Genomic DNA, 13468 nt, shown 5'->3' with positions numbered 1-13468 from the left:
ATGTTCATCCTGCGCTTCCTCTGGGCGGTTCTGACATCGCGCTGGCTGTGGACGCTGATCGGCATCACGCTGCTTTCTCTGGTTATCTGGGTGTTCGGGCCGATCGTCAGGGTCGGTGCTTACGAACCCTTCGCCTCGGAAAATGTGCGCATTGTCATTATTGCGCTGCTGGTCATCTTCTGGCTGATCTGGCTGATCGTCGCGCAGCGCCGGGCGATCCGAGCCAACCGCATGTTCGTCGCTGAAATCGCTGCGCCAGCGGTGGAAAAACCGCTGAGCCCCGGCGAAGAGAACGTCGCCGCCGTCGGCGCCAAGTTCGCCGAGGTGATGGCCGAACTGAAGCGCCGCAAACTAGGTGGACGCAAGTTCCTGCGCGAGATGCCCTGGTACGTGATCGTTGGGCCGCCGGCCACCGGCAAGACCACGGCTTTGCGCCAGTCCGGTCTGAACTTTCCGATCGATCTCACCGACGACTTGCAGGGGGTCGGCGGCACGCGCAACTGCGACTGGTTTTTCTCGGAGAACGCGGTTCTGATCGACACTGCGGGCCGCTATGTGCAGCAGGAGAGCCAGCCCGACGTCGATGCGGCGGAATGGCTGGGCTTCCTCGACCTGTTGAAAAAGCACCGCGGCCGCCGTGCCCTCAACGGCGTGATCGTCGCGCTGTCGATCGACGTGCTCTCAGAGGGCGACGAAGCCATCAAGGCTCATGGCCGCAAGATCCGTCGTCGGCTGGCAGAGCTCAACGACCGGCTCGAAATCCGCCTTCCGGTCTATCTGATGCTGACCAAGGCCGATCTGATCAAGGGCTTCGAGGCTTTCTTCGAAGGCTTGTCGACGGCCTCGCGCGAGCAGGTGTGGGGGACGACCTTCGCGCTGGATGCGCGGGTAGACGCAAAGACAATAGAGCGCGAAATCGCCACCCTTGCGACGGAACTCGAGCGGCGGCTGGTGCCGCGCCTGGAGGACGAGGACAAACTCGCCGCTCGCGCCGAAATTTTCAGGTTTCCCGCCCAGCTCACAAGCCTTTCCGAGCCGATCCAGGTGCTGATCGAGGCAATGTTCGGTGAAAGCCGATACGAAGAAGCCGCCTGGCTGCGCGGTTTGTATCTGACGTCAGCGACCCAGGAAGGGGCGCCCATCGACCGGCTGACCGCGGCGCTGTCTTCATCCTTCGGTCTCCCGCCGCGACGGGCCATGCCGGCGGCGCGCGTGGAAAAACGCAGCTTTTTCCTGAAGAACCTGCTGACCGAGGTCATCTTCAGGGAAGCCGGCCTGGGGACGTTCGATCCGCTGGCGCAGCGCCGCCGCACCTGGATCTGGCGTAGCGCCGCGGCCGCCTGTGCCGCCGCCGCCCTGTTGGCCGGTGCGATGTTCACCTGGTCCTACTATGACAACCGCAATGCGATCGCAGCGCAGGCGGGCCAGTTCGAGGCGCTGCAGGCGCCATTGACCGCGGCAGCCGCGAGCCCGGCATCGGTGGAGCAGCCCGCTATAGATGGCGCGCTCAATGCGATGGCCGAGGTCGCAAATGCCCGAACGGCACCGCCGAGCAGTGCCCAGGATCTGCTGGGACCATCGGCATCGGCGGAGCTGCTGCGGGCGCAGGCCGACACTTACGACCACGCGCTGCGCAACGTCCTTGAGCCGCACATGGTCGCTCTGCTCGAGGCGACCATGTGGCGGCAGATCCGCGATCCGGATTTCATGCTGGGGGCGCTGAAGACCTATCGCATGATGACGGGCCTGTCGCAGATGGACGCCGATTTCGTCCAGAACTGGTGGGTCAATGATTTGCCGGAATTCGCACCGGCGCCGCCCTTTCCGACCGCCGACGCGGAAGAGCACCAGCTTGCCGCGATCCGCCGCATGGCGGTCGATGACAGCTACATCGCCGCGGATCAGGCGCTGGTTGCCGAGGCGCTGAAAACAGTTTGCACGATTTCGCTGCCTGCGCGTGCCTACAGACAGCTGCTGGCCGATCCGGCGGTGGCCGGGCTCAAGGAATGGATTCCAGCGAATTTTGCCGGTCCCAACGGCGCCAAGGTTTTTGCACGGCGTTCCGACAAGACGCTGCGCGTCGGCATTTCGGGCGCGTTCACCTATTCCGGCTTCCATGATGCCATTCTCGACCGGGTCGAGGATGTCGCCGCCCAGGCGGCGCTGGATCGGGCGGTCTTTGCCGGAGGCTGTTCGGAAAATTCCGAAACCTCCGTCTCGGCGCTGTCCGAGGATATTCTAAAACTCTATTACGAAGACTACATCGCACAATGGGACAGCATCCTGCGCGATATCAGGCTCGCGCCATTGGCCGACCTGAATGTCGCCAGCGAGAACCTCAAGGACCTTTCGAGTGCCGACTCCGCGCTGAAGCGCCTGCTTACGGCGGTCGTTCAGGAGACCGAGCTTACCCGATCCGATGAAGCGCCGGCCGACAACAAGGCAGCAGCCAAAGGCGGCTCGAAACTGCTCAGCAAACTCGGCAAGCTTGGCAAGCTGGCCAAGACAGGGGCAAAACTGCTGCCGCGCGCAGGCTCTGCCAACGAGGTGGATCTTACCGGCAATCTGGTGGCCGAACATTTCAAGCCGCTCAAGGGCGCGATTGCCGAGGTCGACGGCCAGCCGCCGGCACTCGATGCCGCGGTGGTGGCGCTGACGGCACTTTCGAACGTGCTGCAGACGGTCACGGCCAATCCCGACCCGCAGGACGCCATCAAGAAGCAGGGTGGGCTGGCCGAACTGACGGGAGCGGTCGCCAGGCAAGCGCAGATCCTGCCCGATCCGGTCGACGACTGGCTCGGCGGCATTGCCGGCGACACCAGCGGCCTGACACAGAAGGCGGTCACCTCGGAACTCAACGCCATCTGGCGCGCCGACATCCTGCCGTTCTGCCAGGCGGCGCTGAACGACCGCTATCCGTTCAGCCCCGAAAGCGCCGTGGACGTCAATGTCCGCGATTTTTCCCGCCTGTTCGGACCGGCCGGGATGATCGACGCCTTCATCAACGATCATCTGATCAGCTATGTCGACACCGCCGCCCAGCCATGGAAATGGCGCGCCGATTTTGGGCTCGATCCGGCGGCTCTGGCGGCGTTCGAACAGGCCAGGCGGATCCGCGACGATCTGTTTCCAGGCGGTACCGGCCCGGTGATGAGCTTCACGCTCGAACCGAAGGACCTGTCTCCCAACGTCACGCGCGTGACGCTCAACCTCGATGGCCAGAACCTCGTCTACTACAACAACGCGACGCGGCCGCAACCGATGACCTGGCCCGGCAAGGACGGCACCGGCGTCATCTCGCTCGCCTTCCAGCCGATCGACGGCTCGCCCGAAATCATGCTCAACGAGACCGGCAGCTGGGCCTGGCTGAGGCTGCTGCGCAGCGGCCGCTTCACCGGCACCTCGCTGTCCGACGTCTACAGCCTGCGACTGGGCACGCAAGGCATGTACGCCGATTTCGAGCTTAAGGCGGCAAGCGTCGAGAACCCTTACAACCTGCAGATGTTCAAGAAGTTCTCATGTCCGCCGCAGATATGACCACCGGATTTTTTGGCAAGATCCCGGCGACGGGCGACTTTGTCGCCTGGAACCTGCCGCGGACTTTCATCGACCGCTGGGACCGCTGGATGTCGATGGAATTGCGGGCGCGGCCGGATGAGGGAGATCTCGACTCACGCGTATGGCGCTTCACTGCGCCCGCTGGCATTTTCTGCGATAGGCCTTGTGCTGGCGCGTGGCGGATGAGCGAGGATCGCGTCGGGCGTAGATATCCATTCGTGGTCGCCGCCGTCGGACGCCCGCCCCGCATGGAAGACGAATGGTTCGATGCGGTGTCCAAGATCGCAGGTGACTCGGTGTCGCACTACTGGACGAGTGCCATGGTTACCGAGCGGATCAACGCGGTTCAGCCGCCGCCGGCCAACCACGCGGAGCCCAAGATCGTCTTCTGGTGCGACGGCTGGAACGTGCACGAATGCCATTTCAAAGACATTCATGATCTGGCCGACAACGGCCTGCCCGTTATGCGTACCGTGCCTCTGCCGGCAGAGGAAAGCTGATCATGGCCATCACCGTCTTCGCCGAGAACATGGGCTTCTTCCACAAGGGCAGCAATGGCAAGGGCATCGCGCCCGGCGATGTCTGTCTGTCGCCGCCATCGCCGCCGGCGGGCCCGGTTCCGGTGCCCTATGTCAATATGCTGTCCTCTTCCGACCTGTCGAAGGGTACCAAAAGCGTCAAGATCGACGGCGAGCCGACGGCGATCGAGAATTCTTCGGAGATTTCGACCAGCACCGGCAACGAGCCGGCGACCCAGGGTCTTGGTGCAGGCGTCATCACACACAAGATCAAAGGCAAGGGCGTCTTCAAACTGTGGTCGTTCACGGTCAAGGCGGAGGGCAAGGGGGTCGATCGCCACGGCGACATGATGGCTCAGAACACGGCCAGCGATCTACCCAACTGCATCGACCAGACAGCGATCAATACCTTCAAGGCGCTGCTGAGACGCAAGGGTATCGCACCCGGCCCCTGTCCGAGCAAGCCTTACGACGCGAAGGTCCACAGACCGGATAAGGATCCTTCCTCGGCCCAGAAGAAGGCGGTCCGCAACAAGCCATGCTGGGAATGCAAGCGGGACGACGCGCGGGTAAAGCGCGCTCACTGGCGCACGACGCGACCGAGCGGTGGAGCGATCGTACGATACGAGGATCCTGTCCATGGAAAGGATATGGCGCGCGGTAAAGGCCATATGACCCATGACCATCAGCCGCCGCTGTGCGTGGCCTGGGCGCTTGGCGGATGCAATATGAAACTTGCGGATTTCAAGAAGTATTTCGAACGGGCAAGCAGGGTCAAACCGCACTGTGAAGCGCATTATCGCAGTCAGGGAAGCCAGGCGGAAGCCTATGCGACAAAGCTAGGTGCGCCATGATCACGATCGCCAAGAGCTATGACGACATCCAGCAGCGCTACATCGCCGAACTGCGCGCGCTCCTGCCCGAAATCAACGCCTGGTGGAGCGGCATCGTTGCAGTCGAAACCTTCGATGCCATCTCACTAATCTGGCCGACTGGAATTTCCGGGCACCCACGCTTTCTGCATATCTTTCGCACGCACTATTTCGAGGTGGAGAATCTGAACCGAAAAAACGAGCACGAATTCGTCGAGGAGGCCGAGAAGTCGCCCGAGGAAAAATGGGGTGTCGACGACCTCGGCGACAGCCCCCGCTATGTCGGCCATATAGACTTGCTGATCGACGACATCCCCAGTAAGGCCCCCGATCTCGCCGAAGTCGTCAACGGCTTCGTTTTCGTGCCGATCGGGCTTGACCAGGACGAAGAGATCACCTGATGGCGCTGATCACCTATTTTGAAACCGACCGCGGCATTCGCCGCCTGCTACGCCAGCCGGGCTACATCGAGCCCCGGGATGCGAAAATCGCAGCGCGCAAGCTCGCCCAGAGTTCGGGGCGGCATCAGGATCTTTTCGACGGCTACTTGGAAGATATCCAAATGGCCTACGAGATCGCGGTGCCCTGGTGGGCAGACACGGTCAAAGCACAACAGCAGCAGGGATTGAACCGCGACGAGGCTATCCGCAAGGCGTTCAACAAGCGCGCCGCCGGCGCTGCCGCGCATGGCAACGTGGTCTGGATCGTACGCAATTACTGGCTTGATTGCTGCGACGCCAACAAGAGCTCTGGAGAGGTCGTCTATCCCGAAACCCTGCTTCTGCAATGGTTGATCGACGCTAGGAAGAAGGAATTGGTGCGCCTGATCGCCTGTATGCCGTACTGGCCGATCGGCATGGATGAGAACAGAGCCTGGTGCTGAGCGATGAGCTTCGCGGTCTGGCTGGAGAATCGTACCCCCTTCGCGGTCGGATCTTACGCGCTGCCGGACGCGGACGGTCAGGAGGTTTTCCTGGGCCTTTTCTCGGCGAGCTTCCAAGGCGCGGAGGAAACGACCGCCCTGGAACCAGCCGAGGAACAATTGCCGGTGACGCTCAGCGATGTCTTTTTCGGCGATCCTGCCCTTTCATCTACGCGCTACGAGGCCGATATCGCGATGCTTAAGCCCGGCGTGGACGTCATCGTCAACGGCACCGCATATGCCCCGAACGGAAAACCGGTTCGAGAAATGCAAGTGGGACTGAAGTTCGGGCCACTGCAAAAGGTGCTCAGTATCGCCGGCGACCGCATTTACGATGCCGGGAGCTATAGCGCGCCACATCCATTCACACGGATGCCTATCGTCTATGAACGCGCCTACGGCGGCACCACCGCCGATCTGAAGACCGATCCTCGCAATCCGCTGGGAGTGGGTTTCGCGCATGCCCGCTCAGCTGATCCAGCAGTCAAGACGCAAGCGCCAAACATAACATACCCGGACGAGCCATTCATGAGCCCCTTGGACAAGCCGCGGCCGGCCGGTTTCGGGGTGCTCGGGCGCGGGTGGCAGCCGCGCCTGCCGTTGGCAGGGACCTATGATCAGGCTTGGATCGACACCCAGTGGCCCTTGCCGCCGAAGAATTACGATCCGCGCTACAATCTCGCGGCGCCGGCGGACCAGCAACTTCCAAATCTCAACGGCGGCGATCAGGTCACTCTGATGGGACTCACCCCGGACGGCCGGTGGAACTTCAAGCTGCCGCGCGTGGTCGCGCCCATCCGCCTGATTTTCGAGGACCGCGTCGAAGACCAAATTTTCAAGGCAGATACGGTCATCATCGAGCCTGACTTATTTCGGGTGACGCTGAAAGCGCGGGTGGCTGTGACGACGCGGCGCAACCGGCCTGCACTGCGCGAACTCGTCTTCGGCCATGTCACGCCGGCGCTGATTGCGGCGAAGCGAAAGGGGAAGGATTATTTTGCGCTACGCGGGACTGACGGCACCATTACTGACCGCCCGGCGTGGCTGCCATGAAACGACCATTGTATATCGCTGGCGGCGGCGCAGTGACACCCGCCGGCCTGAACCGGCGGCAAACGCTCGCCACGATCCGCGCCGGGCTCTCCGCCTTTGAAGAGTATCTGCTGGCCGAGCCTATGGGTGCGTCGCAGATCGTCTCGCGAATTCCCACTCATTGGTCGCTGAGAACCACGGATTGGGACTGGCTGGTCAACATGGCGTCTCGCGCCATCACGGACGCGCTCGTATCGACGGCGGCGGATCCGCGCACGACCGTGCTGATACTAGTGTTGCCGGAGAACTTCAGGAACCATGTGGCCTTCGAAGAAGTCGATCCTTCTGGCTTTCTGAATGCCGTCGTGCACGCATGCGGCGGCCCATTCCATAAGGCTTCGCGCGCGCTCGATGGCGGTGCCGCAGCAAGCATCGGCGTGCTTCAGCAAATCTCCGAAATGCTTGCCCATCCAGGCGTCGAGCGCGTTCTGCTCGGCGGCGTCGACAGTCTGGTCAACGACAAGGATATCGCTCGGCTCGCCGAAACGGGACGGCTGAAGGGCTCTGACAATGCTCAAGGGCTTGTTCCCGGAGAGGCGGCAGCCTTCGTTTGCTTGCAATCGAGACCGGATACGAAGTCGCCATGTCTCGCCGCTATCCACGGCGCCGGTTTTGCTCAGGAAGCCGATACTGTGCTAACGGAGCGTTACAGCCAGGGCAAAGCGCTGCTTGGTGCGCTTCAGGGTGCATTGAATGGGACCGGCGATGGTCCGCGAGAGCCCGACATCGTCTTTGTCGTCAGCAATGGCAATGGGGAGCGCTATAGCGGGTGGGAAGCAAACATAGCGCGGTCTCGCTTCTATCGCACACGGCGCGAAATCTTGCCGATTGCCTATCCGGCAATGACTGTCGGCGAGATAGGGGCGGCCGGCGGGGCGCTGGCGCTGCTCGTGGCGGCCGACAGTTTCACCGCCGGCTATGCGCCCGGCCCGGTCGCCATGTGCGAGGTCTCGTCCGAAGCCGGATTGCGCGCTACGGCGCTGGTCAGCGAGGTCAAGTCCGGCTGAATTACATCCATGCGGGGAAGCGCTGCGTGCGCCGCCAGTCGGCCAAGGGGAGGTCGGGGTTTTCGAAAGAGGCGCGGATGGCGGCGAGCCGCTGCCGACGCATCGAGTGGAATGTGGCGTGCTTGCCTGGTCCCCGCCCGTCGTCCCACCACGCAGTCGCGCGTTCGGCCATTGGAAGCGGCGAATCCTCGATCTCGGCGAACTGATTTCCAAGCGACGCGGAATTGACAGTAAAGACGTCGGTGTCATTGAAATCGACCTCGAACAGATCGCGCCAGGCGAGGCCCGCGGCATAAGCGAATTGGGGCTCGCGCATGCGTTCGATCAGCCAGGGCACGATCGATCTGTCGCCAAGCATTCCGATGGCGGCTAGAGCCGGTAGTCGCGACGACGGTTCGTTCAGACATTTCTGAAGCCAGGTTTTTGCGGAAGTTCCCGCCGAGGCGAGTAGCCGGATGTCGATCAATTCACCGGGGGGAACACTGCCGGAGGCAAGCAATTCATCCAGGATAGGCAGGGCCATGCGGCCTGCGCCGAGGAGACAAGCGGCGAGTGAGGCCGCCAACCGCTCCGGCGGCCGATCGGCAGCGAGACGCTCGGCTATCGCCGGGAGCAGATCGCGGCGGCGCAACGCGCCAGCCAACCGCAACGCCCGGATCCGGACCTCAGCCTGGCCATTTGCGGCTAATTCGCCGAGGCTCGGACCGGCATCGGCGCGATAATGCCAGAGCGCCGCGAGCCCGATGCATTTGAGCATCGTTTCCTTGGAATCGACCCACTTGGCGACAAAAGGACGGAGTTTTTCGCGCGGTGTCCGGGCGATGGCGCCCGATAAACCCTTGATTCCCGTCTCGCCGAGCGCGGCGGCGGCCTCAATCACTGCGGCAAGCGGCTTTTCCAGTCCCCAATGGAGCGCCAAGCACGCCATGACAAAGAGTTCTGGGGCTTCGTGATAATCGGAGAAACGCGCGTTCGCCGCCGCCCACGCAGCCTCGCCCGACGCGAACAGGCCTTCAAGATTGGCGTCCAGTCGCTGGTCGATGCGGCCGATGTCGAGTTCGCCCAGAAGCGGTCCGTCGATCTCGCGGCACCGACGCGACCAGAGGAAAGCGGCGTCTTCCGCGTGCTGGTCAACAATGGCGGGGATCGTCGCAAGGCGCTGCATTGGCTCGACCTAATTCAGGTGAACAGCCGCCCCTCGTATACGGTTCGTACCGGTCGCGTGGCTGTTGAGCTGTGTGCCGCGGATGGAGACGCGCCCGTTCTTCTCCAGAATGATGGACGCCAAGCCACATCTGAGCTCGATGCGATCGCGCGCGTCCAGTGTCACCGTCTCGCCGTCGCGCAACACTTCAACGGGATGCGAATGGGGGCGCAGGTCAACTATCCGTCCGACCACAAGCGGCCGGGCGGGGTCGCCCGCTTCGAACAGCAGTGCCACTTCCGAGCCGACAGAGGAAGCGTCGAGAGCGGCGAGACTGCGGGCCTTGAGCGCCGTGTCGCTGGGATTGCCGACGAAAACGACGAGCGGCGAGCCGTCCTCGAAGCCGATCAGCAACCCAATGATCACTCCGTCAACACGTTCTACAACGTCCATCGCTCGGCCCTCAATTCCCTCAATTGTTGTGAACACTGCTGCCTTTGATTTTGGTCTTACCGTCGGCCTTCACGTCGATGTCGCCGCTGCCGTCGAGCCTTATGTCCTTGCCCTTGACGCTGATCGTGCCGTTCTTTTTGAGGATGATGCTGGCATCGCCGCATTTCAGCGTGATTTCATCGGCCGCCTCGATGTACAGCTTCTTGCCGAACTTCATCACGCCATCTTCGCCGACGATGACACTGCTCGCCTTGGCGACTTTTAGCGAATAGGCTCCGCCAATCTCGATCCCCTCGTCTGCCGCAATCTTGGCCAAGCGCGCCTTGCCGACCTGCGACGAATGGGCGCCGCCGACAGTAAAGCTCTGGTCGGCGGCGACGTCAATAGTCTGCGCCGCGCCGATCTGCCACTTGTCTGCCGCGCCAATCGTGTGGCTCTGCGCCGCCGCCACCGTCACCGACCGTGTCGCCCCAATCGTATTGGTTTGTGGGCCGCCTACGCTTCGGGTTTCAGAAGCGCCTACGGAATCGACGCGCGCTGCACCAACCGTGATGGTTTGCACCGCGCCGACCGTCTGCGTGTGCGCGATGCTGATCGTCTCCGTCGAGTTCGACCCAATACTGATTGTCTCGTTCGACCCGACCGTCAGCGAACGGTTCACGCCCACCGTCTCGGTATCGTTCTTGCCAATGTCGGTTGTCTGGTCGACGCCGACCTTGACCGTCTTGTTGTTGCCGACGTCCTCGTCGAGGTTGTGGCCGACGGAGTGCTTGGCGTCGTGGTCGATGCGGTCGGACTGGTCGTGCTGCACCAGCTTAGTGCGGTCGTTCTTGATCAGAAGGTTGTGGTCCTTCTGTGCCTGGAAATTGACCAGTTCGGAGCCGGCCTTGTCCTCGAACATCAGCTCGTTGTAGCCACCGCCGCCTTTGGAGGAATCCGACTTCCAGCCTGATTGCGTGGCGCTGCCCGGCAGCCCGTAGGGCGGCATCTGGGAAGCGTTGTAGACGCGGCCGGTGATGATCGGCAGATCCGGGTCGCCTTCGATGAAGTCGACGATCACCTCCTGACCGATACGCGGTATCTGGATGAAACCCCAGCCGCTGCCGGCCCATGTCTGCGAAACCCGCACGAAGCAGGAACTGTTCTGGTCCTTCTTGCCGAGACGGTCCCAGTGGAACTGGACCTTCACTCGGGCATATTTGTCGGTGAATATTTCTTCGCCGGACGGGCCGACTACCGTCGCCGTCTGCGGGCCGCGCATGATCGGCCGTGTCGTGACCCGCGGCGGGCGATAGGCCAAGGCGGTCGGCGCGACGCCGAGGATCACCTTGAAGTTCTCGCTTTCGACATCGGCAAGGGCTCTGTAGCCAGGATCGAACAGCCTGTATTCGGCGCTGACCACCAGATATTCCTGGTTCTGGTCTTCTCTTGGGAATCCGTCCAGCTTGAACGTGCAGCCCGAATACAGGCCGCGCACGGTGCCGACTGCAGCGATGCGCTGGTGCACGGCCTGGATTTCCTCGCGCCGGATCGCGGCCAGGCTGTCGCCGCGGCCGACGTCGAGATGCGCGCCGGGCTGGCGGTAATTCTCGCCCGCGGCCAGCTTGTGACTGAACGGCTGGGCGGATTTCGCCATCAGGTCGGCGCCCGGCTTCTTGAAATCATAGTCGGTATGGACATAGGCGCCCGGCCGCACCGAGCTGCCCGGAATCCATTCGGTGATGTATTCGACATCGCGCCGGGAGCCCTGCCCTTCAAAGTGATACGGCACCTTCTCATAGCCCGGCGCAGGCTTGAGCTTGCTCATGGCGTCTGCAAGGACAAGCGTGTGCTTGCCCTCGTCATGCTCGAAAAAGTACAGGATGCCTTCGTGCTCGAGCAGCCGCTGCACGAAATCGAGGTCGGTCTCGTCATACTGGACGCAGTACTCACGCGGCGGATAAGAGCCTTGCAGGCGCTTCTCGAATTTTGCCGTGCTGTATTTCGAGAAAACCTCCTCGACGATTTCGATGATGCTCATGTTCTGGAAAATACGGCAGTCGGTGGTATTGCCGAGAAACCAGAGCCATGGCCTGATGACGGCTTCGTAGTAAGCCAGACGGTCCTCGATCCGGGTCAGCCGAAACTCGGAGACAAGGCCGCTGAACCAGCGTTTCGGATCGGATTCACCTTCGATCGAAACAGCACCGCCCAGCATCTTCAGCGGATCGATGTCGGGGCTGCTGCTCACGAACCCGACCGTATAGGCCAAACAACGACTGATCTCATCGCGCCCGACAAGATGCGTGAAGGTCAACAGGTCAGCGCCAACCGGCGTCTGCACAACCGTGGCACGTTCGTTCGGCATGGGTCGTGCCCCCTCCCGCCGCTCGTTTCTGCTTCAGCCTAGCACATGTCTTCCGGCGACCAAAGGGGACGCTCGGCGGCTGCGGCCTGGTCGCCTTCGGAATCATCGACTTGAGCGCTTCTGTGCCGCCGCTCACAAATTGCTGGTATAATGGGGTGTTCTAGGCGAGTTTCCCGGCAGGCGATCGACGGCGATTTGAATGTTCATCAGGCTGCAGATCAACAATGTCGATTCCCTGCCCGCCGGTATGTCGACCGGCTACTCAGCACGTGATCGCAGTTTCGAAATCGGGCGTGAGGCCTGCGACTGGACCTTGCCCGACCCCGACAAGTTCATCTCCGGCCGACACTGCGACGTTCGATACGAGGCAGGCGCGTTTTGGCTGCACGATGTCTCGCGTAACGGAACCTTCATCAACGGGTCGACCCATCGCATGGCCGGCCCGCATCGGCTTGACCATGGAGACCGGTTGTTGATCGGCCGCTACGTCATCTTGGTATCGATTGACGACGAGCGCACCACGGAGGGTCATCCTCAAAGCAGGCACGGTTCGACGCAACGAGAAATGCCGGTCGCGTCAGGTCGGCCGCTGGACTTCGGAGGCGAGCCCTTCTTCAATCCGGTAGAGCAACGGCCCGGACAGCGAGCACCGGTGTCGACGTCTTCGCCGCCCGCGCCTCTCGCTTCGACGAGAGACGAGGTGCTGCGGGACATCGCGATCGCAGCCGGCATCTCGCCGGAATTGCTTCAATCGCGTGATCCGCATGAAGTTGCTGCCGAAATCGGCGCGGTGCTTCGAACGGTTGTCGAGGAACTGGCCTTGCTGCTGAAAGCACGTGCGGCTGCGAAAATACTGGCCAAGAGCACACACCGGACGATGATCAGCGCTGCCGATAACAATCCCTTGAAGTTCGTCCCGCGAACCGATGACATCCTCGAAATCATGTTTGCGCGGCGCAGAGCCGGCTACCTTGATGCCAGGCACAGTGTCGAAGACGCATTCCGCGATCTCAAGACGCACGAATTTGCCACCTATGCAGCCATGCAAGCTGCGCTCTCCCGGCTGCTTGACGATCTGTCGCCTGAGGCGATCGGCAAGAAACTCCCACCCACGTCATTCACATCGAAGAAGAGCCTGGCTTGGGACGCCTTTGTCGCCAAATGGCGGACCATGGAGGAAGCACACGAAAACGGAATGCTCGACATATTCCTGGCCTATTTCAGCGAAGCCTATGCCAAAGCCGACAAGCAAAAATAAGCCAGGGAGAATGGGCCTGGCCCATGCCCCGGAAATCGGATTGGTTTGCTGCGCTGACCTTCGGCCGCGGTACGGATCACGCGCCAGGTGGAAAGTTTTAGAGCGTCCTTTGCGAGCCCAAAGATGCGGGCTGTAGTTGGCGAAGAAAAATCCTTTCGCAGCGCTGCATCTGGTTCCAATCGACCGTTTCTAAGCTTACGATCACTTACGACAGTTCGCCAGCGGGTAAAGCTGATTGACCTGGGGGTCTGCGGCACATGTCATGTTACGGCGGGATAGAAAGATATAGCCGAGCTT

The 13468-nt window shown here is 61.9% G+C and carries 11 protein-coding genes; 8 read left to right on the top strand and 3 right to left on the bottom strand.

Annotation, left to right across the window (positions count from 1 at the left end; all coding sequences use genetic code 11):
* From tssM to NKH36_RS05840, 7 genes are read left to right on the top strand one after another with little or no spacing between them, the layout of a single operon-like run.
* On the top strand, positions 1 to 3537 hold the full coding sequence (tssM, locus tag NKH36_RS05870) for a type VI secretion system membrane subunit TssM (RefSeq protein ID WP_352958024.1): 3537 nt from the start codon (positions 1 to 3) through the stop codon (positions 3535 to 3537).
* Positions 3519 to 4058, top strand: a complete 540-nt coding sequence (gene tagF, locus NKH36_RS05865; protein ID WP_352958023.1) for a type VI secretion system-associated protein TagF — start codon at positions 3519 to 3521, stop codon at positions 4056 to 4058. Before tssM ends, tagF begins: the two co-directional genes overlap by 19 nt.
* 2 nt (positions 4059 to 4060) lie before the next feature.
* Positions 4061 to 4930 (top strand): DUF4150 domain-containing protein, encoded by an 870-nt coding sequence (locus NKH36_RS05860; protein WP_352958022.1) that lies wholly within the window; start codon positions 4061 to 4063, stop codon positions 4928 to 4930.
* Positions 4927 to 5349, top strand: a complete 423-nt coding sequence (locus NKH36_RS05855; protein ID WP_352958021.1) for a hypothetical protein — start codon at positions 4927 to 4929, stop codon at positions 5347 to 5349. The genes NKH36_RS05860 and NKH36_RS05855 overlap by 4 nt, the downstream gene beginning before the upstream one ends.
* Positions 5349 to 5831: a hypothetical protein gene (locus NKH36_RS05850; RefSeq protein ID WP_352958020.1), complete on the top strand. Its 483-nt coding sequence runs from the start codon at positions 5349 to 5351 to the stop codon at positions 5829 to 5831. Before NKH36_RS05855 ends, NKH36_RS05850 begins: the two co-directional genes overlap by 1 nt.
* 3 nt (positions 5832 to 5834) lie before the next feature.
* The gene (locus NKH36_RS05845) at positions 5835 to 6923 is read left to right on the top strand and encodes a DUF2169 family type VI secretion system accessory protein (RefSeq protein ID WP_352958019.1); all 1089 of its coding nucleotides are present in this window, start codon (positions 5835 to 5837) and stop codon (positions 6921 to 6923) included.
* Entirely contained in the window at positions 6920 to 7969 is a 1050-nt protein-coding gene (locus tag NKH36_RS05840) for a hypothetical protein (RefSeq protein WP_352958018.1), read from the top strand. The genes NKH36_RS05845 and NKH36_RS05840 overlap by 4 nt, the downstream gene beginning before the upstream one ends.
* Before the next feature lies 1 nt (position 7970).
* On the opposite strand, the gene NKH36_RS05835 is transcribed toward NKH36_RS05840, so the two are convergent.
* From NKH36_RS05835 to NKH36_RS05825, 3 genes are read right to left on the bottom strand one after another with little or no spacing between them, the layout of a single operon-like run.
* Positions 7971 to 9134 carry a hypothetical protein gene (locus tag NKH36_RS05835; protein ID WP_352960714.1) on the bottom strand — a complete coding sequence of 388 codons (1164 nt, stop codon included), beginning with the start codon at positions 9132 to 9134 and terminating at the stop codon, positions 7971 to 7973.
* 9 nt (positions 9135 to 9143) lie between these two features.
* Positions 9144 to 9566: a DUF6484 domain-containing protein gene (locus tag NKH36_RS05830; RefSeq protein WP_065006851.1), complete on the bottom strand. Its 423-nt coding sequence runs from the start codon at positions 9564 to 9566 to the stop codon at positions 9144 to 9146.
* Between the two features lie 19 nt (positions 9567 to 9585).
* A complete protein-coding gene (locus NKH36_RS05825; RefSeq protein WP_352958016.1) occupies positions 9586 to 11913 on the bottom strand; it encodes a type VI secretion system Vgr family protein in 2328 nt (775 codons plus the stop codon).
* A 199-nt stretch (positions 11914 to 12112) separates the two neighbouring features.
* Between NKH36_RS05825 and tagH the strand changes: the two genes are divergently transcribed.
* The gene (gene tagH / locus NKH36_RS05820) at positions 12113 to 13171 is read left to right on the top strand and encodes a type VI secretion system-associated FHA domain protein TagH (RefSeq protein WP_352958015.1); all 1059 of its coding nucleotides are present in this window, start codon (positions 12113 to 12115) and stop codon (positions 13169 to 13171) included.
* Positions 13172 to 13468 lie beyond the last annotated feature (297 nt).

This window comes from Mesorhizobium sp. M1312 (assembly GCF_040318115.1).
Lineage (GTDB): Bacteria > Pseudomonadota > Alphaproteobacteria > Rhizobiales > Rhizobiaceae > Mesorhizobium.
Note: the sequence above shows the minus strand (reverse complement) of the source record. Positions and strands in the feature narration are given on the sequence as shown.